General features: G+C 52.0%; 25 protein-coding genes. 6 read left to right on the top strand and 19 right to left on the bottom strand.

Features of this window, described 5'->3' with window-relative positions; genetic code table 11:
* Positions 1 to 6: 6 nt before the first annotated feature.
* Positions 7 to 1,002: a ubiquinone anaerobic biosynthesis protein UbiU gene (ubiU, locus tag NMC31_RS15285; protein ID WP_253898383.1), complete on the bottom strand. Its 996-nt coding sequence runs from the start codon at positions 1,000 to 1,002 to the stop codon at positions 7 to 9.
* A 205-nt stretch (positions 1,003 to 1,207) separates the two neighbouring features.
* On the opposite strand from ubiU, the gene ubiT reads away from it, so the two are divergent.
* Together ubiT and NMC31_RS15275 are read left to right on the top strand one after the other, a co-directional pair.
* Positions 1,208 to 1,732 carry a ubiquinone anaerobic biosynthesis accessory factor UbiT gene (gene ubiT / locus NMC31_RS15280; RefSeq protein ID WP_253898382.1) on the top strand — a complete coding sequence of 175 codons (525 nt, stop codon included), beginning with the start codon at positions 1,208 to 1,210 and terminating at the stop codon, positions 1,730 to 1,732.
* Positions 1,726 to 2,229, top strand: a complete 504-nt coding sequence (locus NMC31_RS15275; protein ID WP_253898381.1) for a GNAT family N-acetyltransferase — start codon at positions 1,726 to 1,728, stop codon at positions 2,227 to 2,229. The genes ubiT and NMC31_RS15275 overlap by 7 nt, the downstream gene beginning before the upstream one ends.
* On the opposite strand, the gene NMC31_RS15270 is transcribed toward NMC31_RS15275, so the two are convergent.
* Complete coding sequence (locus tag NMC31_RS15270; protein ID WP_253898380.1) at positions 2,216 to 2,500, bottom strand: GIY-YIG nuclease family protein; 285 nt, start codon at positions 2,498 to 2,500, stop codon at positions 2,216 to 2,218. The genes NMC31_RS15275 and NMC31_RS15270 overlap by 14 nt on opposite strands.
* Before the next feature lie 54 nt (positions 2,501 to 2,554).
* Between NMC31_RS15270 and NMC31_RS15265 the strand changes: the two genes are divergently transcribed.
* On the top strand, positions 2,555 to 2,998 hold the full coding sequence (locus NMC31_RS15265; protein ID WP_253898379.1) for a YhbP family protein: 444 nt from the start codon (positions 2,555 to 2,557) through the stop codon (positions 2,996 to 2,998).
* Here NMC31_RS15265 and NMC31_RS15260 read toward each other — a convergent pair.
* Positions 2,978 to 3,496, bottom strand: a complete 519-nt coding sequence (locus NMC31_RS15260) for a type 1 glutamine amidotransferase domain-containing protein (protein WP_015962882.1) — start codon at positions 3,494 to 3,496, stop codon at positions 2,978 to 2,980. The genes NMC31_RS15265 and NMC31_RS15260 overlap by 21 nt on opposite strands.
* A gap of 103 nt (positions 3,497 to 3,599) precedes the next feature.
* Between NMC31_RS15260 and NMC31_RS15255 the strand changes: the two genes are divergently transcribed.
* Positions 3,600 to 4,244: an NAD(P)H-binding protein gene (locus NMC31_RS15255; protein WP_253898378.1), complete on the top strand. Its 645-nt coding sequence runs from the start codon at positions 3,600 to 3,602 to the stop codon at positions 4,242 to 4,244.
* A 98-nt stretch (positions 4,245 to 4,342) separates the two neighbouring features.
* On the opposite strand, the gene dolP is transcribed toward NMC31_RS15255, so the two are convergent.
* Genes dolP through NMC31_RS15235 form a run of 4 tightly spaced genes read right to left on the bottom strand, consistent with a single transcriptional unit; the run spans position 4,343 to position 7,973 of the window.
* Positions 4,343 to 4,918 carry a division/outer membrane stress-associated lipid-binding lipoprotein gene (gene dolP / locus NMC31_RS15250; protein WP_149463973.1) on the bottom strand — a complete coding sequence of 192 codons (576 nt, stop codon included), beginning with the start codon at positions 4,916 to 4,918 and terminating at the stop codon, positions 4,343 to 4,345.
* A 9-nt stretch (positions 4,919 to 4,927) separates the two neighbouring features.
* Positions 4,928 to 5,518: a DnaA initiator-associating protein DiaA gene (gene diaA, locus NMC31_RS15245; protein WP_015962885.1), complete on the bottom strand. Its 591-nt coding sequence runs from the start codon at positions 5,516 to 5,518 to the stop codon at positions 4,928 to 4,930.
* Positions 5,519 to 5,547: 29 nt separating this feature from the next.
* Positions 5,548 to 5,934, bottom strand: coding sequence for a YraN family protein (locus NMC31_RS15240; protein WP_253898377.1), 387 nt, complete (start codon positions 5,932 to 5,934; stop codon positions 5,548 to 5,550).
* Complete coding sequence (locus NMC31_RS15235; RefSeq protein WP_253898376.1) at positions 5,892 to 7,973, bottom strand: penicillin-binding protein activator; 2,082 nt, start codon at positions 7,971 to 7,973, stop codon at positions 5,892 to 5,894. Before NMC31_RS15235 ends, NMC31_RS15240 begins: the two co-directional genes overlap by 43 nt.
* 63 nt (positions 7,974 to 8,036) lie before the next feature.
* On the opposite strand from NMC31_RS15235, the gene rsmI reads away from it, so the two are divergent.
* Positions 8,037 to 8,900, top strand: a complete 864-nt coding sequence (gene rsmI, locus NMC31_RS15230) for a 16S rRNA (cytidine(1402)-2'-O)-methyltransferase (RefSeq protein WP_253898375.1) — start codon at positions 8,037 to 8,039, stop codon at positions 8,898 to 8,900.
* 52 nt (positions 8,901 to 8,952) lie between these two features.
* Here rsmI and NMC31_RS15225 read toward each other — a convergent pair whose 3' ends face one another.
* The 12 genes from NMC31_RS15225 to kbaZ all read right to left on the bottom strand — a co-directional run bounded on the left by NMC31_RS15225 (position 8,953) and on the right by kbaZ (position 19,317).
* Complete coding sequence (locus tag NMC31_RS15225) at positions 8,953 to 9,666, bottom strand: galactosamine-6-phosphate isomerase (RefSeq protein ID WP_253898374.1); 714 nt, start codon at positions 9,664 to 9,666, stop codon at positions 8,953 to 8,955.
* Positions 9,667 to 9,675: 9 nt separating this feature from the next.
* Positions 9,676 to 10,467 (bottom strand): PTS galactosamine transporter subunit IID, encoded by a 792-nt coding sequence (agaD, locus tag NMC31_RS15220; protein WP_253898373.1) that lies wholly within the window; start codon positions 10,465 to 10,467, stop codon positions 9,676 to 9,678.
* On the bottom strand, positions 10,457 to 11,254 hold the full coding sequence (gene agaC, locus NMC31_RS15215; protein ID WP_149463967.1) for a PTS galactosamine transporter subunit IIC: 798 nt from the start codon (positions 11,252 to 11,254) through the stop codon (positions 10,457 to 10,459). Before agaC ends, agaD begins: the two co-directional genes overlap by 11 nt.
* Positions 11,255 to 11,303: 49 nt before the next feature.
* Positions 11,304 to 11,780, bottom strand: coding sequence for a PTS galactosamine transporter subunit IIB (gene agaB / locus NMC31_RS15210; protein WP_253898372.1), 477 nt, complete (start codon positions 11,778 to 11,780; stop codon positions 11,304 to 11,306).
* A gap of 200 nt (positions 11,781 to 11,980) precedes the next feature.
* On the bottom strand, positions 11,981 to 12,853 hold the full coding sequence (gene kbaY, locus NMC31_RS15205) for a tagatose-bisphosphate aldolase subunit KbaY (protein WP_253898371.1): 873 nt from the start codon (positions 12,851 to 12,853) through the stop codon (positions 11,981 to 11,983).
* 12 nt (positions 12,854 to 12,865) lie between these two features.
* The gene (locus NMC31_RS15200; RefSeq protein ID WP_253898370.1) at positions 12,866 to 14,020 is read right to left on the bottom strand and encodes an SIS domain-containing protein; all 1,155 of its coding nucleotides are present in this window, start codon (positions 14,018 to 14,020) and stop codon (positions 12,866 to 12,868) included.
* 279 nt (positions 14,021 to 14,299) lie between these two features.
* Positions 14,300 to 15,430, bottom strand: a complete 1,131-nt coding sequence (gene nagA / locus NMC31_RS15195; RefSeq protein WP_253898369.1) for an N-acetylglucosamine-6-phosphate deacetylase — start codon at positions 15,428 to 15,430, stop codon at positions 14,300 to 14,302.
* Complete coding sequence (agaF, locus tag NMC31_RS15190; RefSeq protein WP_253898368.1) at positions 15,427 to 15,861, bottom strand: PTS galactosamine/N-acetylgalactosamine transporter subunit IIA; 435 nt, start codon at positions 15,859 to 15,861, stop codon at positions 15,427 to 15,429. Before agaF ends, nagA begins: the two co-directional genes overlap by 4 nt.
* Positions 15,862 to 15,876: 15 nt before the next feature.
* Positions 15,877 to 16,755: a PTS N-acetylgalactosamine transporter subunit IID gene (gene agaE / locus NMC31_RS15185; protein ID WP_253898367.1), complete on the bottom strand. Its 879-nt coding sequence runs from the start codon at positions 16,753 to 16,755 to the stop codon at positions 15,877 to 15,879.
* On the bottom strand, positions 16,745 to 17,524 hold the full coding sequence (gene agaW / locus NMC31_RS15180; RefSeq protein ID WP_149463960.1) for a PTS N-acetylgalactosamine transporter subunit IIC: 780 nt from the start codon (positions 17,522 to 17,524) through the stop codon (positions 16,745 to 16,747). The genes agaE and agaW overlap by 11 nt, the downstream gene beginning before the upstream one ends.
* 11 nt (positions 17,525 to 17,535) lie before the next feature.
* A complete protein-coding gene (agaV, locus tag NMC31_RS15175; RefSeq protein ID WP_149463959.1) occupies positions 17,536 to 18,009 on the bottom strand; it encodes a PTS N-acetylgalactosamine transporter subunit IIB in 474 nt (157 codons plus the stop codon).
* Between the two features lie 27 nt (positions 18,010 to 18,036).
* Complete coding sequence (gene kbaZ / locus NMC31_RS15170) at positions 18,037 to 19,317, bottom strand: tagatose-bisphosphate aldolase subunit KbaZ (RefSeq protein ID WP_149463958.1); 1,281 nt, start codon at positions 19,315 to 19,317, stop codon at positions 18,037 to 18,039.
* Between the two features lie 249 nt (positions 19,318 to 19,566).
* Here kbaZ and NMC31_RS15165 point away from each other — a divergent pair, with 249 nt between their 5' ends.
* Positions 19,567 to 20,373, top strand: a complete 807-nt coding sequence (locus NMC31_RS15165; RefSeq protein WP_253898366.1) for a DeoR family transcriptional regulator — start codon at positions 19,567 to 19,569, stop codon at positions 20,371 to 20,373.
* The last annotated feature ends 19 nt before the right edge of the window (positions 20,374 to 20,392 follow it).

The following is a 20,392-nucleotide window of genomic DNA, read 5'->3' as shown; positions in this document are numbered from 1 at the left end:
TCTTTCCTACTGCCATTTGCGGTGGTACGCGCCAAGCGTGGTTTGTGTGCCTTCGGACATTGAACCAAGGGTGTCCATCCATGCCGCCTGCGGCACAAAGTTTTGCGGGTCCGCGATGCAGCGATCGATGGCCTGACGCCATACTTTTGCGACCTGGCTGACATAGGCCGGGCTACGCTGGCGACCTTCGATTTTCACTGACGCGATATTGGCGGCCAGCAGTTCCGGCAGCAGTTCCAGCGTATTCAGGCTGGTCGGTTCTTCCAGCGCGTGATAGCGCTCGCCATCGACCAGATAACGCCCTTTACACAGCGTTGGATACCCGGCGTTCTCGCCGTCCTGGTAGCGGTCAATCAACACTTCATTCAGGCGTGATTCCAGCCCCTGCGGCGTTTGCTGCCAGCGTACATAGCGCGCCGGAGAACACGCGCCGACGGTATTTGGTGATTCACCGGTCAGGTAGGACGACAGATAGCAACGGCCTTCCGCCATGATGCACAGGCTTCCGAAGGCGAACACTTCCAGCGGAACGGGGGTGACGCGCGCCAGCTGTTTCACCTGATGGATTGACAGTACACGCGGCAGTACCACGCGAGCGACATCGAAATTACGATGATAGAAGCGAATCGCCTCTTCATTAGTAGCGGAAGCCTGAACGGAGACGTGGCGCTCAATATGCGGGTAGCGGTCTGCCGCGTACTCCAGCATGGCGATATCGGCCAGGATCAGCGCATCTGCGCCAAGCTGTGCAGCCATGTCTACCGCGCGTTGCCAGCGAACGTAACCGTCCGGGTGTGCAAAGGTGTTAATGGCGATGTGAAGCTTGCGCTTATGCTGGTGCACAAAGCTGACGGCTTCCTGCAGTTTTTTCTCGGTAAAATTCAGGCCGGCAAAATGGCGGGCGTTGGTGTCATCTTTCAGCCCGATATAGACAGCATCGGCGCCGTTTTCGATGGCCGCCTTCAGCGCCGGGAGATTTCCGGCAGGGCAGAGCAGCTCCATAATTCTTCCTGCAGATAGCGATAATGTTAACGAGGTGGGATTTTAGTTAACCTGGCGGCGATTATTTTTGATTTGAGGCAGACAAAAGCGTATTGATGGCACCAATAATGGTTAGTCTTTACCACATAATTGTTGATTTACGCCGCTATGTCGTTTATCTGATATGGCAAAATAACAGGATTATTGCATTCATGGAGTAAAGCTTGTGTTGGATAAACTGCGTTCACGTCTGGTTCATGTTGCCCCAACGCTGATGAGCGTGCCGGTGAAGTTCACACCGTTCGCCCTTAAACGTCAGGTGTTGCAGCAGATGCTCAGCTGGCAATTCCGCCAGGCGCTGGCCGAAGGTGAGCTTGAATTTCTCGAAGGCCGTTGGTTAAGCATTGAGGTGCGTGATATTGGCCTGCAATGGTTTACTACCGTCGAGAACGATCGCCTGATTGTGAGTGAATCGGCGCAGGCTGATGTGAGCTTTAGCGCGGACGCCAGCGATTTACTGATGATCGCTGCGCGTAAACAAGATCCTGACACGCTCTTCTTCCAGCGTCGACTGGTTATTGAAGGCGATACAGAGTTGGGGTTATACGTTAAAAACCTGATGGATGCCATTGAGCTTGAACAGATGCCAAAAGCGCTGCGTGTCATGCTGATGCAACTGGCGGACTTCGTGGAAGCCGGGCTGAAAACGCCATCAGACTCTAAACACACATCGGTAGGTGAGCCATGCTGATTCGAGTGGAAATTGGGATTGATGCACCGGGGATAGACTCTCTGCTGCGTCGCACCTTCAACGGCGACGGGGAAGCCAACCTTGTGCGCGAGCTGCGCGAAGATGGCTTGATTACCCTCGGGCTTGTGGCGACGGATGACGAAGGTCACGTGGTAGGTTACGTGGCATTCAGCCCGGTAAGCATTGAAGGGGAAGAACTGCAGTGGGTCGGGCTGGCGCCGTTGGCGGTCGATGAAAACTATCGTGGGCAGGGGCTGGCGCGCCAGATGGTCTATGAAGGCCTCGATTCCCTGAACGAGTTCGGTTATGCCGCGGTTGTCACGCTTGGCGAGCCCGCGTTGTACAGCCGCTTTGGCTTCGAACGCGCCGCACAGTACGACTTACGTTGCCGCTGGCCGGGTACGGAAGACGCGTTTATGGTGCATCGTCTGGCGGATGATGCGCTGAACGGCGTGCACGGTCTGGTCGAGTATTCCGATCACTTTAATCGTTTTTAAGGCCGCTTAGCAGGGCTTCAAACGACTCATCTCCAGCAACGAGGCGCTCTTTCTGGCGCTTCGTTAGCTGTTTAATGCGGTATTCCAGCCGCAAAGCCAGTGAGTGCTCACCAACTTCGCCAGAAAATGCCAACGTCAGTTCACCCTTGCCGCGTAGCGCTTTTGCGCCTTTTCCGCTTTGATGCTGCTTAAAGCGTCGCGCCACGTCGGTGGTGATCCCGGTGTAGAGTTTGTTATCCGCCGAGCGGACCAGATAAAGAAACCAGGGCACGAGTTGAAACCTGTATAGTAACGTGAACGCACCTTAGCATAACGGAGAGAAAAGATGGAAACGCTTGCTGCCATTAGTCGCTGGCTGACAAAACAACACGTTGTAAGCTGGTGTGTGGCGAGTGAAGGCGAACTCTGGTGTGCGAATGCCTTCTTCGTGTATGACGCCGATCGCGTCGCGTTTTATTTGCTCAGCGACACCACCACTCGTCATGGGCAGATGACCGGTACGCATGCACTCGTTGCCGGAACGGTTAACGGTCAGCCGAAAACGGTGGCGTTGATTCGCGGCCTGCAGTTTAAGGGCGAGATTCGGCTGCTGGAAGGTGAAGAGAGCGACGAGAAGCGCGCGTTATATAACCGCCGCTTCCCGGTCGCCAGAATGTTGTCAGCACCCGTGTGGGAAATTCGCCTTGATGAACTCAAGTTTACTGACAACACGCTGGGCTTCGGTAAAAAACTGCATTGGCTACGGGAATCAGGCGCCCAGCAGGCGTAAAGCTTCCCGGTTAAATGCCGGTAAATCATCTGGCGTCCGGCTGGTCACCAGTTGGTCATTGTCGACCACCACTTCCTGGTCGTAAAAATCCGCCCCGGCATTTTTCACATCCACTACAATAGGTTTCACGGCGGTGAGCTTGCGTCCGCGCACCACATCGGCGCTGATCAACAGTTGCGGCCCGTGGCAGATGGCGAAAACCGGTTTGCCGGCGTTAACAAAATCGCGGGTGAAGGTGACAAAACGATCGTCGCCGCGCAGGTAGTCTGGAGAGTGGCCGCCTGGCAGCAGCAGAGCATCAAACTCCGCAGGGCTTACCTGGTCAATGGCGGCGTCAATCTTCACTTTCGCTTCGCCACGTTTACCCGTCACGGTGTTACCGGCCTGCTTCTCAATGGTGATAACCTGATGGCCCGCTTTGCGAAACGCATCGGCGGGAGAAGTAAACTCTGAATCTTCAAACTCGTCGGTGATCAAGACGGCTATTTTCTTGCTCATGATTCCTCCATGGTTTTGGCTTCAGAAAAAAATCCTGCGAACTATATAGTCTGGGGTAGGACGATGAGATTACAAGGGTGAAAAATCCGTAAAGGGGATATGAATGAGTCAGGTATTGATAACCGGCGCGACCGGGTTAGTTGGTGGGCACTTACTGCATCTTCTGCTTCAGGAGCCGCGTATTAACTCGATTGCTGCCCCGACGCGCCGACCGCTTGAAGGATTTCCCGAAGTCTTTAACCCGCACGATCCGCAGTTAAGCGACGCGCTCGCGCAGGTCACGACGCCCATTGATATCGTGTTCTGTTGCCTGGGGTCGACGATGCGTGAGGCGGGCTCAAAAGAGGCGTTCATTCAGTCGGATTACACGCTGGTGGTCGATACGGCGCTGACGGGTTTACGACTGGGGGCGAAGCATATGCTGGTGGTGAGCGCGATGGGCGCCAATGCGCATTCACCCTTTTTCTATAACCGCGTCAAAGGTGAGATGGAAGATGCGCTGATCGCGCAGCAGTGGCCGCGACTGACCATTGCCCGGCCCTCCATGCTGGTCGGGGAACGCCATAAAAAACGCCTCAACGAGTCGCTGCTGGCCCCGCTGTTTGGTTTCCTGCCCGGAAACTGGAAGGCGATTAAGGCGCGCGATGTGGCGCAGGCCATGCTGACAGAAGCGTTATCGCCGGAACGGGAGCCGGTCACCATTTTGAAGTCCGGGGTGTTGCGCGACATCGCGCGGCGAGCAGTGTAGGCCGGAGAAGGCGTTAACGCCGCCATCCGGCAATTGCGCTACACGGTGCCTGATGGCGCTACGCTTATCAGGCCTGCGATTGACGCAGGCCTTTGCCGTTACTGAATATAGGTAAACGCCGTGGTAACGCGTTTCACACCGCTAACGCGGCTGGCGATATCCGCAGCGGCTTTGCCTTCACGATCCGTTACCAGCCCCATCAGGAACACTTCTCCGTTTTCCGTTGTGACCTTCACGTTCGACGATTTGACCTGATCGGTCGTCAGCAACTGGGAGCGTACTTTCGTGGTTATCCAGGTATCCGTGGAGGCAGTCCCCAGGCTAATTGGCGCGCCCTGACGAATTTCGTTGAAGACTTCGGTTGCACCGTCAACGCCCATGGCAATCTGTTTGGCCTGAGAGGCCAGCGCGGTATTGGGTGCCTGACCGACCAGCAGCACTTTGCCCTGGTATGCTGTCACGTTGATTCGCGCCTCTTTCTTAATTTGTTCGTCTTTCGACAACGCGGTGTTTACGCGTAGCTCCAGCGTGCCATCGTCAACCTGGGTTCCCACTGTACGCGGGTCGGTTGCCGCTTTCGTACCAACCGCAGCGCCGCCAACCACGGCTGCGGCGACGCATCCCTGAAGCAGCAGCGCGGAAATAAGGACTGCGACGGGCGAGAATGCCTTCATATGTACTCCTTAATCGTCCTGGTGTGGGAAAAGCGTGTTATCAATCAGATCGCATAAGCAATTCACCGTCAGCATGTGCATTTCCTGAATGCGCGCGCTGCGATGCGAAGGGATGCGAATTTCCACATCCTGCTGACCGAGCAAACCAGCCAGCTCACCACCGTCGTAGCCGGTTAACGCCACAATGGTCATATCGCGCGTCACGGCAGCTTCAACCGCTTTCACGATGTCGCGGCTGTTGCCTCGCGTTGAAATTGCCAGTAACACATCTCCGGCATGACCCAGCGCGCGAACCTGCTTGGCGTAAATCTCATCGTGTAAGCGATCGTTTGCGATCGCCGTTAAGACCACGTTATCCGCATTAAGTGCAATCGCGGGTAAACCAGGGCGCTCGGTTTCGAAACGATTGATCATGCAGGCAGCAAAATGCTGTGCGTTGGCGGCGGAGGACCCGTTACCACAACAGAGAATTTTGTTGCCATTGAGCAGTGATTGCACAAGGGTCATAGCGGCTCGGGAGATAGCATCCGGGAGGGCTTCTGCCGCTGCAATTTGCGTTTGAATGCTTTCAGTGAAGCAAACTTTAATTCTTTCGAGCACGATTTCCCTTTAAATTCTTGATGTTGCTATTAGCTAAATGCGTTTTTAAGCCATTCGATCTCATTGCCCGTGAAGGCTACCACATCGAACCGGCAATCCACAGTATCAAAACTCCCATTGTGACGGGCGAGCCACAATTGAGCAGTGTGTAATAATTTATGTTGCTTGCTCCGGGTTACGCTGGCGGCAGCACCGCCATACGCACCGTAAGTACGGTAACGGACTTCCACAAAAACCGTTACCGTACCATCGCGCATAATCAGGTCGATTTCGCCGCCGCGAGCGCGAAAGTTGGCGGCGATGAATGTTAACCCCTGATGTTCCAGCCAGCGACGCGCACGAAGCTCCGCCGCGTCGCCAGTCTGTTTCGTGGTTAGTTTGCTGAAACGACCTGCCCCTGTTGGTATTTGAGCCATGATAACTTCCTGTTAATCACGCAATCCTGAGTTGCCGTCAAATCGCCGGTGTTGCCGTTCAGCTCAAAGCCTGGCACCTGGCGCATTTGCGAGAAATGATTCGCCAGCGACCAGGCATCTGCGCCCATTGCATACAGGCGCGCCAGGGAATAGTCGTTATTCACCGCACGCAGTGCCTGCTGCATCAGAGACGGATTACTGCCCGCCAGCATTGGAATCTCACTGTACTGTAAGCCTTCCATCTCTAAACGGAAATCGGGCCCGGCGACGCCCTGCGCGCTACGCGAGCTGGCATACAACGTTGCGCTGCCCTGGCTGCCATTACGCATGGCGATCATCGGCTTGATGAACGCAATTTCCTGCGCTGTCGCCACGATGTACGCGGCATCCACTTTACCCCCGCTGCTGATTTGCGCGTCGCTCGGCGGTGCCGGAATGGTTAAATCGCCAATCGTTACGCTCTGCGGTTGATTCTGGCTGGTGGTGACCGGGCTGCCGGTCAAGGCAATACCGGAACCGCCGTTCACACCGCCGCGCAGCTCAGACAGGGAGCCAAATTTCTGCTGTAACACGGTACCGCCGCCCAATGATTGCCACTCTTCTGCGAAGGCGCGCGTTACGCGATCGCCCAGTGCGCTGCGCGGTACCAACAGTAGCGGAGCCTGTTTTCCCTGCTCATGAATATGACGCGCGGCATCACGCGCTTCGTCTTCCGGAGAGAGCGCGAAGTAGCAAATGTTAGAACGGTTGGTGACTGACTCAGGCTGGTTAAGCGCCAGCACGTTCAGCGGCGTATTGCTTTTCAGCAGATCGTCGACATTGTTTTTCAACAGTGGGCCGACCACCAGCGTGACGCCATCCTGCTGAGCCTGCGTCAGAATCTGGCTCATAGGTTGCGTGGTGGTGTCATAAACTTTCAGCTCGGCAGACGGATTCGCAGCAACGGGCTGGGCCGCAGGCGTCGCAGGTGCGGTTGTGGCAGGCGCTTGCTCCTGTTGCTGTGGCGCAGTGGTGACAGACTGCACCGGTGCTTGTGCAGGTGCTGGGGCCTGTACTGGATGCGTCTGCGGTGTCGTCAGGTCAGTGACTTCAGCCTGAGACGGGCTCACCACGTTATTTGTCGATGCCGCCTGTGCAACCTGTTCCGGCACTGCGCTGCCGCTTACCGAAGAAATCCCGTTTTTCGCGGCTTCAAAACCTTGCTGAATGGCGCGACCAAACACCGCGGCCTGACCATTTAACGGCAGCAGCAGGGCTACCTTATTGGTTGATGCGGGTTTAAAGCTCTGCACATTTACCAGTTGGGTCGGCAGCAGTTTTGCGCCTGGATTCTGTGGATAACGAGTTTGCCAGTCTTTGATTCCGGCTTTCATCATGTTGACATCGTTACGATTATCGAACCAGACACGTTGCAGATCGAGCCAACCTTGTAACACATTTTCATCGGCATTAATCACCAGCGCGTTGGCCTGTTCCTGCGTCATTGCGGAAAGCGCCTGCCAGGTGGCATCGATATTTTTCTGTTTTTCCGGTACGGCCTTCAGCAGGGGTTCCTGCGCGATTAACGCGCGCAGCAACGCAAGGGTAGGCTTCCCTTGCTGCGAGGCGATGCCGTCGGCCCAGAAGCGGATCTGTTGATTATTGCTCAGACCCTTCGGGTCGATTTTCGCCAGCAGCGCTTCCGCGCCTTTGAAATCTTGCTGTGCCAGTTTGATCTCAACGGCCAGCAGGGACTGCTCCAGACGCTGCTCATCGTTAAGCTCTTTCGGTAACTGGCCGAACAGTTCCATTGCCTGCTGGCTCTTACCCTCTTTCAGCAGTGCACGAATGGCGAGTAATTGCCAGTTGGTCTTGCTATCATTCGCACTCTGCTGCATCTGCTGCAGGTAATAACCCGAGTCCGCTTGTGCGGTTCCCTCTAAATGGGATGCACTCTGGTCCTGTGTTTGCTGGGTGCCACAGCCGGCGAAAAGTAATGCCGCCATAACAACAGGCAGGCAGCGCGCGGCTTTAGAACGAAGAAATGTTGACGGTACCATATGTATCCAGTGATATTTTTTTGGCTCAATGCTCAATATTAAATCGGCAATACGGATGAAACAATGAAACAACACGAATCAGCTGAGAATTCTGAAGGTCAGCTCTATATTGTACCCACTCCTATCGGGAATCTGGCTGATATCACCCAACGTGCATTAAACGTATTACAAGCCGTTGATTTAATTGCCGCAGAGGACACGCGTCACACCGGTTTGCTGCTGCAACACTTTGCGATTAACGCCCGTTTGTTTGCGCTTCACGACCACAATGAACAACAAAAAGCGGAAACGCTGGTGGCGAAGCTGAAAGAGGGGCAAAACATTGCGCTGGTGTCTGATGCCGGTACGCCGCTGATTAACGATCCTGGTTATCATCTGGTGCGTACCTGTCGTGAAGCGGGCATCCGCGTTGTCCCACTGCCGGGGCCGTGTGCCGCTATCGCCGCACTGAGCGCCGCCGGTCTGCCATCGGACCGTTTCTGCTATGAAGGCTTCCTACCAGCCAAATCAAAAGGCCGTCGCGATGCGCTGAAAGCCATTGAAGAAGAGACGCGCACGCTGATTTTTTACGAGTCAACACACCGTCTGTTAGATAGCCTGGAAGATATCGTCGCGGTATTGGGCGAATCTCGCTATGTGGTTCTGGCCCGTGAACTCACCAAAACCTGGGAATCTATTCACGGCGCGCCGGTGGCTGAACTGCTGGCGTGGGTGAAAGAAGATGAAAACCGTCGCAAAGGCGAAATGGTGCTAATTGTCGAAGGGCATAAAGCGCAGGAAGATGATTTACCCGCCGATGCACTGCGCACGCTGGCGCTGTTACAGGCAGAACTGCCACTGAAAAAAGCGGCAGCCCTGGCCGCGGAAATTCACGGCGTGAAGAAGAATGCGCTGTATAAGTATGCGCTGGAGCAGCAAGGCGATTAAAACGAATTGACCAGGTTGCGGCTCCCGATTAAGCCGCAACCTGACAGGCGTTCTATCTCGCGATTGATCCATCAACCAGACACGTCAACTTCTCGTGCAACCACAGCAATGAGGCTGGTGTTAGCGTACTTATCCTTTTTGACATAAACCGTTCCACAGCATCCTGTTTTCCCTCTCCTGCAATCAGCATAAGAACTTCTCTGGCACTCATGATTTCTTTCAGCCCTAACGTAATACCGAATTCAACGGGAAGACCTGCTTGTTGCAGCATGTCATGACCCCGCGTTTTATCATCAAGCTTGCTGATGTGGCAGAACGGTTCGAGAGTCGGTGAGGGTTCATTCAGACCCAGGTGACCATTTTTACCCAGACCCAGAACGCAGAGATCCAGCCCGCCGCGTTGGGCAATTTGATGCGTCACACGCAGGCACTCTGTTTCATCAATCCCTTCGGATCGGAAGCCGATTAGCTGGTCTGCTCGTAACGCCAGCGATTGTATAACGTGTTGTTGCAGGAAATGCTCACAGGTTCCTGGTGTCTCTAAGGGTAAGCCCACCCACTCATCCAGTTTTACAAAGGTCACTTTGCTGATATCTATCTTGCGCTGGTGGATTTTCTCTACAAGATACTGATAGGTAAGCAACGGTGTCGCGCCGGTAGCAAGGCAAATGACAGCGTCCGGTTTGTTTTCAATGCAGGCAAGCAACAGTTCGCTGGCTTGTTGGCTCAAAACGTCATAGTGACGACAGACATTAATTTTCTGCATGATGATATCCTAAAGAATGCCCAGTGCTGAGGCGAGGATTGCCAGTACGAACGTCACCCCAATCAGTAATACTGGATGTGATTTTTTCACCCGCAGGAAGTAGTACATCAGTAGCGTATAGCCCAGAGGCAGAATATTCGGGAAGACTTTGTCGAAGAAGTCCTGCTGGAGCGCAACTTTATGAGTGGCATCAATAGCGAACGTGGTGATCACGTTGATGTGCACGTAAGAGGCAATCAAACCCCCGATGACGGTGATCCCGAGGATCGTCGCGGAACGGGCAATCATTTGCGAGTTCTCACGCACTTTGTCGATCGCTTTGACGCCCAGCGTATAACCAATATGCGTCCAGCCGACGCGCAGGAAGAATACGCCCAGATAGACGGCGAAAAAGAGTATTGGCCCGAGCAGGTTCCCCTGACTGGCAAAAGATGAACAGATCCCGGCCATAATCGGTAACAATGTAAACCAGAAAATAGCGTCGCCAATCCCGGCAATGGGCCCAAACAATGCAACCTTTAACCCCTTGATAGTGCTGCGATCTTCTTTATTTTCCTCCATGGAGATTAACAGGCCCATCAGGAAGCCCACCAGGTTAGGGTGAGTATTAATAAACTCGAGGTTATCCTTCATTGCCGCGCTCAGCCCGGCTTTGTCGTCCTTATAGATTTTCTTTAGCAGCGGTAACATTGCCCAGGTAAATCCGCCGGCCTGCATACGTTCATAGTTAAAGCTGGCCTGAAGCAAAGAGGAGCGAAACCCTAAGCGGGTAATATCTTTTTTGCTAATTTCAGATCCCATTGCTGTAGTCCTCTGTTGATTCATTTTTCTGCACGACCTGCGTCGCAGCTTTGGTTTTTGCGTTGAAGAATTCCCAGATAGCAAAGCCTGCACCAAGCACGGCAACCGGCAGTAAGTTATTGACTGGGATAAAACAGACAAACAGGAACCCGGCTATCAGGTAAGGCGTGAACTGCACCTTAAACATCACGCGTAACAGCAGGCCGAAACCGACAGCAGGTAGGATGCCGCCAGCGACTTCAAATCCATGTGTTAACCAGCCTGGCATGGCCTTAACCAGTGATTGCATCGCCCCCTGCGCCAGATAAGTACACAGAAAAGCGAGCAGGGCATATGAGCTGGCGACAATCAGCATGGTCGTCCAGTTAAGCCTTGAAAAAGCCCCTGTGTTTGCTTCCTCTGCACAGCGGTCAGCTTTAGCCATAAACAGCGAGAAGGCTGAGTAGAAAAAGAGAATGATGTATTGCATCAGCAGGCTGAAAGGGAGACCGAGGCCAATCGCCGTTTTGGCATCAACGCCAGTGGAGTAAGCAATAACGGTGGTCATCAATCCGGCCATAATGGGGTTCGGAGGTTGAACGCCGCCCGCAGGTGTAAGACCTGCAAAGGCCAGTTCGGTTAATCCACCCGTGATAAGCCCCGTTTGAATATCTCCCAGAATTGCACCCGTTAACGTACAAACGATAATGGGGCGAAAAAGGAAAAGTGCTTCCAGCCAAAAATCAATTCCAAGGAAGAACACTAACGCGGCAAGGGATATCCCTTGCATTAATGTAATATCATGCATATTAATGCCTCATGAATCAGTAATGTCGGGTTGAATATCTGGAGACCATTTACTCAGGTATGCTTTCTTTCTGATCTCCAGGGACGTCCTGAATAAAAACATTAATGTTCTTGTTCTTAATAAATTGTAAGTCTTCTAAATCTTGATCATTGATATAAACTTTATTGCTGATCTGGCGTTTACCCTCAGAGAAATGCATATTCCCTACATTCACCTCTTTAAGTGGTACACCACCTTCAACGAGTTTACGGACCGTTGCAGGCGTGCGGCAGATGAGGAATATTTTTTGATGGGGCGCAGCCTTACCAATGACGTTAATGGTTTTCTCTATAGAGAAAAATCGAATACCGAAACCATAGGTGTCTGCGGTCATGCCCATAAGCTTTTGCTGAATGTCATCACCCGCCACGTCATCATCAACAACGACTAACAGATTTGCTCCGATGGTCGATGTCCAGGTCACACCGACCTGACCATGAACTAAACGGTTATCGATACGTGTTAATAAAATATTTGGAGAACTCATGTTATATTTTCCTGTCATAGAAATTTATTGTATTATAAGGGTGGTGAATACTTATTTGTGTCATTCATAAACTGAGTGTTTTTAATTACGTATTACTACGTAATTATTTCAAAAATAGCGTTATCCAGTGAATGCCAGATAACGCTATTTTCATGCTTTAATGCAATGTCATTTTTTTAAATAGAGAGTTAAGCCAGGGTTTAACTTATTGACTCAGCGAGTAGTTTTTGTGCTGAACCACAGACGGCAATTTTGTTTCTAACGATTTCTTTCATTGCATCCATCCCTACGCGCATATAATAGCGTGGGTCATTACCATCAGGATTTTCGCTAAACCAGTTTTTAACTGCCGCGGCAAAAGCAATTTTCAATTCTGTTGCAACATTAACTTTGCAAATACCTAACTCAATGGCGCGTCTGACATACTCGTCTGGCACATCACTCGCACCATGGAGAACCAGCGGAATATCAACCACTTCACGAATTTCGGCTAGTCGAGCAAAGTCAATTTTTGGGCGCTGTTTATATAAACCATGGGCTGTTCCGATCGCAACGGCCAGGCTATCTACCCCGGTCAGTTCCACAAATTGACGGGCCTCTTGCGGGTCGGTAAGAAAAGCGCTTTCTGCATCGACGCTCATGTCATCTTCGACGCCACCCAGGCGACCTAGCTCGGCTTCAACGCTGCAATCGTGACGATGGCAGAAATCGACGACCGATTTCACCAAACGGACATTCTCTTCAAACGGATAGTGGCTGCCATCGATCATTGCGCTGCGTACGCCTGCGTCGACTTTACAGCGGATATCATCCAGTTTTTCATGATGATCGAGATGGAGAGCGAGGGGGATATCGTAGCTTGCTGAGTAGGCTTCACACAGCGCGTAAATCTCTTCAAAAGCGATGTGTTTAAAGGTACCCGGCGTTCCGGCCAGGATAACCGGCGATCGAAGTTCACTACATACTTCCAGGATCGCCTGAATAGTTTCGGCGTTATGAATATTGAATGCGGGAACGGCATAACCTTTTTCCTGGGCATCCTGAAGCAGGTATTTCGTCGAGATAATTGCCATTTGTCAGACCTCTCATGCGTTCCAGGGATGAATAGTGACGCCCTGAACGACACGGTTTACGGTTCCGTTAGCCGAAGGGGAGTCGGGGGTAATTCCGGCTTTTAGCGATTCCGAAAGGGCAAAAATTTGTGCGTAGATCAGGAAACAAAAGGCCTGTTCAACATCATGAAAATGGCGAGCGGGAGGTAGGTAGAAATGTGGGCCCGCGTCGATCGCCGGATGCTTCTCAGCAGAGATCGCGATGACGCGCATTGCTTGCTTGTCATTACGCAATTCGGTCAGAAGATCCAGATCGTACTGACGGGTGTACGGATGGCTTGAAATCATCACAACCACCAGCGTTTCCCCGTCGACCAATGATTTTGGTCCATGGCGAAAACCCGTAGGGGAATCGTAGAAGGCCGCCAATTTGCCCGCGGTAAGCTCGAGAACCTTCAGCGCTGATTCGCGTGCTACGCCTTGTAATCCGCCACTGCCAAGGTAGACGATGCGTTTAAAAGGAAGATCGCCGAAGGGATGGGAATGGAATTCGCCCAGAGATTCAATAATCTGCTGGCAGCGTTCAGAGACTGCGCTGAAGCTTGCAAGGTTAATGACTTCCGGGGCGAAAACGGCGAGGCAACTTACCATCATTGTGGTGATGCTGCTGGTCATGGCAAAGCCACGATCGTGCGTTTCAGCGGGCATCAACAGCGCGTATGCCCGAGGATTATTATGAGCATCCTGGTAAAGTGCGCCAGCATCATTACAGGTGATCATCAAATGGTAGCTGTTATCGATCATTTGATTGGCCAACTCAACGGCTGCCACGCTTTCCGGGCTGTTGCCGGATCGCGCAAAGGAGACCAGCAGCGTTGTGCGATCTTTACTGAAATGATCCATCGGATTACTCACGATATCAGTGGTCGGCACGGCAACGATATCAAGCTGAGTATGTCGGGCCAGCCAGGGCGCGATAATATCGCCAATAAAGGCTGAGGTTCCGGCTCCCGTGAGAATAATTTTGACGTTCCCGGCCTTCAGAACAGGTTTCAGGAACGCATCTATCTCAGACCGTTGGTTATCAAGATTTTTGAGCGCCTTCAGCCAGGTCTCTGGTTGTTGGCGAATCTCTTCCTCCGTCCAGGTGGGTGCCGCCGTTGCATTGATATCCAGTGTTTCACTCATCACATCATCCTTAGCAGTAGCCATTCAGGAAATTACAGTGAGGGAATTGACCTTTCATTTCATTTCACTGCTTCTTTCGTTTCTTTTCCTAAAATCTATAGAAAAGAAAGTGAAAGGTCAATCTGATAAAAGGAAATAAAACGAAATTTGTGAGATATGAAGGGTGTTTTATTTAAGAGGATGAATTATAAGGTTTTATTTGTTTATCAAGATAAGGAAGTGAAAGAATCTGACTTACTGAGAGACTCAATAAGTCAGTTGGAAACATAACGAAAGGTTTTAAATAGCGACGATGCCATTCACCCAGGTTTTCTGTACCTGTAAATGGCTATCCAGAGCGATAAGATTCGCGCGTTTTCCGACGTCGATGGTGCCCAATTCGCTATCCATACCCAGCAGTTTGGCAGGGTGCAACGATGCCATTTTGATCGCCTCTTCTGAACTGATGTCGCAGAACTGCACCATATTGCGAACCGCGACATCCAGTGACAGCGTACTGCCAGCCAGTCCACCTTCCGCAGTGCGTACCACGCCTTGTTTCATGTCGACAGCACAACCGCAGATATCGTAACGCCCGTCCGGCATACCCGCGGCACGCATGGTATCGGTAATGAGAATAATGCGCTGGCGAGCGCACGTGCAACTCAACGCGAGTACCGAGGGATGAACATGATGACCATCAGCAATAAGCTCCAGCCAGGCATGGTCATCCGTAAGGCCCGCCCCCACCATACCGGGTTCACGATGATGTAATCCCGTCATGCCATTGAAACAATGCACCAGACCGTCAGCGCCAACATCGAAGGCTTTCTGTGTTTGTTCCCATGTCGCATCGCTATGGCCAAGCATGACAAGAACACCTTGTTGTTTAAGGTACGTAATGGCTTCCAGTGCTCCGGGCTTCTCTGGTGCAAGCGCGACGATGCGTAAGGTCCGTTGTGAAACAGTGATTAAGCGGTCAAGTTCGTTGAGATCTAACTCCTGAAACAACGCAGCTGGATGCGCACCACTGTTCTTCGGCGTGAAAAAAGGCCCTTCCAGATAACTCCCCAGAACCGTTGCACCGGGCCCGCCAGACTGGCAACGTCTAGCAATGCGAGCCAGCGCGTGATGTATCTCTGCCATTGGAGCGGTGACCGTTGTGGGCAGCCAGGCGCCAACCCCTTGTTGTGCTTTGAAAATGGCTAATCTATCAAGCGCGTCAGGATCGCAATCCATCACATCTACGCCATCGCCGCCATGAACATGCAGATCGATATAGGCTGGGCAGAGTAACTCAGCTTCACGGAAAGGAATCCCAATCGGTACAGGTTCGATGGCGGTAATTATTCCGTCTTCAATGCGAAGCAACCTGTCGTGACACCAGCCTTGCCCGGTCAATACATGCCGGGCACGGATGATTTGCGTCATATTCCTTCCTCAACGGGTTCGCTTTCGCGATTGCGGACAAGCTCATCGGCCAGACTGGTCAAACCGCGGTGACCGCACTTGAGAGCCTGCTGGCGAAAATCTGTGCAGCTCAGATCATCGCGTTCCATCGCCATTTCTAACAATAATTGCAGGTTGGTGCCGGTGATAACTTCGCAATCAAGGCGTGGCATCGCAAGCGTTGAAGCCACGCGGAAAGGCGTACCGCCCAACAGGTCTGTGAGAAAAATGATGCCTTCGGTTTCCGGTAAGGTTTGTATTGCCTCTTCAAGCTGTGCGGTGAGAATCGCAGTGGAGGACGTTTCCGGGAAATCGATGGCAACAAACTGCTCCTGCTCACCAAGAATCTGTAACATCGCCTTTTCCATTCCGCTGGCGAACCCGCCGTGTCCTGTCAAAATAATGCTTAACATTGTGTCTCCTTATGCTCAAAGGAAGTGGGCAAATTTGCCGACGATCCCTAATACGACGGTGATACCAATAAGGCGCAATGGGCTCCAGCCGCGACGAACCAGTCCGTACATCGCCAGGGTGTAGACCAGGGGTAAAAAAGCAGGCATCAACTTATCAATGACATCCGCCTGAAGTTTAACGACCGCGTCGCCTGCGGTAATTTCGAGCGTTGTCGCCAGACGCACATAGGTTGCCACCAGCGCACCAATGACCGTCATGCCCACAATCGATGCCGCGTGCCCCACTTTACGCGTGTTGGCTTTTATAAGTGGAATTGCCGCGACACCCATCCTGTATGCGTAATGCGCCAGGCCGAAGCGCAAACCTAAATGCACCACGTTAAACAGAACAATAAAAATAACCGCGCCGAGGATTGATCCCTGAAGCGCCAGACTAGCCCCAATCCCGCCACAAATGGGTAACAACGTAAGCCAGAACATGGCGTCGCCAATCCCGCCCAGCGGTGCGCCGACGGCTATCTTGGTACTTTGAATGCTATTGACGTCCTGCTTAGAACGTTCCATTGCCAGAATGATGCCGATGACAAAGGTCACTAAAAAAGGATGGGTATTAAAAAATCCCATATGTCCTGTCATTGCCCGCGCGAGGTCGCGCTTATTTGTATGGATTTTTTTTAGCGCGGGGAGCAGACCATACAACCAGCCAGAAGCCTGCATACGCTCGTAGTTAAATGAGGCTTGTAAAAGCATTGAGCGCCATGCCACACGATTAATATCCTGCCGCGTCAGGTCTGCCCCCATTGACTGATCTTCATAAACATTTTCGTTTACGCCGGTCAGCAGGGTTTCCTCTTTATCAGCAACCGGGGTCAGCGTGGTGTGATTAGATGCCATCTTCAAATTCCTCCTGCTGTGACGGTGCAGTTTTGGGTTCGGGATCTTTACGAACGAAGTCAATGAGCGCCATTGCCAGCGCGGCGGCGGCAATGGCCAGTACCGGTAGCTTCAGCCAGGCTGCGGCGACAAAACCGAGGATGAAGTAGGGAATGTAGACATTCTTCATCATGATTTTTAGCAGGACCGCGAAGCCGATAGCCGGCATGATGCCGCCTGCCACGCCGAGACCATCAATCAGGCGGGTCGGCAGAACATCAATAGCGGTTTTGGCGTGTTCAGCGCCGAAATAGATTGGCAGGAACGCACACAAAAAGTAGAACGTCCCCAGAGCCAGAAGTGCCAGATAGTTGACGCGTTCAATACCACGGGTATCCGCGTTAGCGGCCATATTGTCACAACGTGCCATGACCCCTGACATAACAGAGAACAGGAACGTAATGCCCATTTGCACGGCGACGGCAAAAGGGACGGCGACGCCGACAGCAACCTCAGGTTTTACCCCTGTTGTAATCGCAAAGGTGGTGCCCACGATGGTGCCAATGATCACATTTGGCGGCTGTGCCCCTGCCAGAGGCGCCAGACCCATCCAGACCAGTTCCAGCGTACCGCCGGTCAGAATCCCCGTGTGCAAATCGCCCAGAATGAGTCCTACCAGCGGCCCGAGAACGACCGGGCGATGCATGTGAGTCAGGCCATTGAACATATCCAGACCGGCAATAAAGGCCAGTATTCCGAGTGCGGCAGCCTGTAATAAACTGATTTCCATGACACTCTCCTTCAGAGAAGTTTAAACAGATCCTGTGCGGGTTCTGTGGGGACGCCCTGGACAAAGCAAGCAACATTATTTGCCTTTAGTCCGTTGAACGCGGCGATATCCCGGGTATCGACGGAAACCGTTTTTGCGATTTGCTGTTTGCCGTTGACGTAGTGCATATTGCCGACGTTAATGCGGCTGACCGGAACGCCGCCTTCCACCAGTGCTAAAAAATCCGTTGGGTTTTTGCAAACCAATAGAATTTTCTGTCTGTCAGCGGCGCGGTGAATGTTGTCGATGACTTTTTGTAGTGACCAAAACCGTACAGCAATGCCTTCTGCCAGTACCATTTCCATGAGGTTCTGCTGAACGGGGTCTTCAGCCACTTCATCATTCGCGACCAGCACCAGATTTGCGCCAGCGAAACCCACCCACTGCACACCTACCTGCCCGTGAATCAGGCGTTCATCAATTCGGCTCAACACAATATTTGGCATAACATTTATCCTTTCTTTTCTTCTTTGTTATTGCGGCGTACAGGCTGCGTGATACTGACGCAGCACGTCCTGAATATGGTCGATGATCAATTCATGCACCGTCGCGGTGAGTTTGCCTTCGCGAACGCGCGCGTATTGCAGCGGTAAATATTGACTGAGGAGTGGAAGCGCGAGGGTTTCATGCTCCAGATTTCGTACTAACTGATGGTAAGCATCATCAATGCATTGATCGGGCCAGTAGTAGCGGATGCGGTCGGAATAGCTATAGCCTCGGGCCAGGCGGCGTACTGCGTTGTCTCCGTGGTAGTGGCTTTCCCAGTATTCTGGTTTTTCCAGCATGACATTTTCTACCACTGTACGAAGGCTGGCACTGGCACGAGAAGGGAGCAACTCTTCTTCAATGGCGCTAAGGGCAAAAAGCGCTTCCCGTAGCGCGAAGGTGAGCGCCGGGCCTACTTTAAGAATGGCAAAGTGATCGCAAACTAACTTTTGCAGCGATGCAGGATTCTGATAATCGGTCGAGTGCGCTTCAAAGATTAGTGTGTCGTAATCTTCGATCATTTGACTGAGTGCGGTGGCATTTTCAGGAACGTAATCGATAACCTGCGTGTTGTCGAATTCAACGCCTGGTTGAACGACAAGCCCGATGATTCTTGGCCAAATGGCAGTGAGCCCATGTTGTTCAAAGGCATCGTAATGCGCGCGTAGCGTCGCTTGCGCGGCAGAAGGCGTCGTCACTTCAAGTGTGTTTAGCGTTTCATGGGCCCCTCCCGGAACAGGCACTTCGGTACCGATGACGTAAACAAGGTCAGATTCACCAAACATCTCGCGGGCCGTTTCTTCGGCAATTGTCGCCAGTCGCGCGGCACGGCTGGCGACAATCGTGTCGGTCAGGGGAACAGGATCGTCGGCGCAGGACATGCTGCAATCAAGATGGATCTTTTTAAATCCGGCCTGAACGTAGCTTTTTATCAGATCTTCAGCGTGAGCCATGGCAGTAGCGGAGGATAATTTTTGCCAGCGATTTGGCCCTAAATGATCACCTCCAAGGATCAGATCCTCTGACGGGAAATGCCATTTGTTCGCAAGCTCTATAACAAATTGGCGAAAATCTACAGGTGTCATTCCCGTATAGCCGCCAAATTGATCGACCTGATTCGACGTGGCTTCTATCAGAAGCGGAGTTTGCATTTCACGGGCAAAGCGGATGGCGGCTTCAAGTACAACAGGATGTGCGGAACAGACCGCGTATATTCCTTTGGCTTTACCTTTTTTATGTTGCTCCACGACGTGCGTCAGATGTTTCACTTTCATCTCCCGGTAGGGTTTCGTGTCAGTAAATCTTTCGGTTTGTTTCATTTGATAGTGTATTAAGGTGATGTAAAAACAAAACGAAAGATAATAGAATTACGATCTGTTTCACAAAAGAAATATAACGAAAGGTTCTGGCGTGACTAAGAAACCGGTCTCTGCACCGTTTCCGGCTTGCTTTTTGGTAAAAGAAAGGGGTTAATAGACGAAACGAAATAAAACGAAAGGTTAAGAAAAGGATTATCGATGAGCGACTCTACTTCTGCGGACAAACGGATGACGGGCACCAGTGAGCGCCGTGAGCAGATTATTCAGCGGTTACGCCAACAGGGAAGTGTTCAGGTTAATGATCTTTCTCACTTTTTCGGTGTATCAACGGTAACTATCCGTAATGATTTAGCGTTCCTTGAAAAGCAGGGGATTGCTGTACGCGCCTATGGCGGCGCGCTGATTTGTGAAACGGGTGCAACAAACATAGAACCTAGCCTGGAAGACAAAAGTGCACTGAATACCGGTCTTAAGCAGCGTATTGCGCAGGTTGCGGCAGAACTGATTCATCCAGGGCATCGTGTGATCCTTGACCCCGGTACGACGACCTATGAGATTGCCAGGAAGCTGCGCCATCATCAGGGCGTAATCGCGATGACGAATGGGATTAACGTAGCCAATGCGCTACTGGAAGCAGAGGGCGTTGAGTTGTTGATGACCGGTGGGCATTTGCGCCGACAGTCACTCTCTTTCTACGGCGATCAGGCCGAACAGTCTTTGCAAAACTATCATTTTGATATGCTTTTCCTGGGTGTGGATGCGATCGATCTTGAACGTGGTGTCAGTACCCATAACGAAGATGAAGCGCGGCTGAATCGTAAAATGTGTGAAGTCGCGGAACGCATTATCGTGGTTACCGACTCCAGTAAATTCAATCGTTCGAGCCTGCATAAGATCATCGATACTCAGCGGATCCATACGATTATTATTGATGACGGTATTCCGCAAGAGTGCCTGGAAGGGTTGCGGAAGACAGGAATCGACGTTGTCGTGGTGGCGGAATAAAACACGATCGCCAGGGCGA

This window comes from Pseudocitrobacter vendiensis (genome assembly GCF_943590815.1).
In the GTDB taxonomy this organism is placed as follows: Bacteria; Pseudomonadota; Gammaproteobacteria; order Enterobacterales; family Enterobacteriaceae; genus Pseudocitrobacter; species Pseudocitrobacter vendiensis.
The sequence above is the reverse complement of the archived record's forward strand: the minus strand, read 5'-3'. Positions and strand labels throughout refer to the sequence as shown.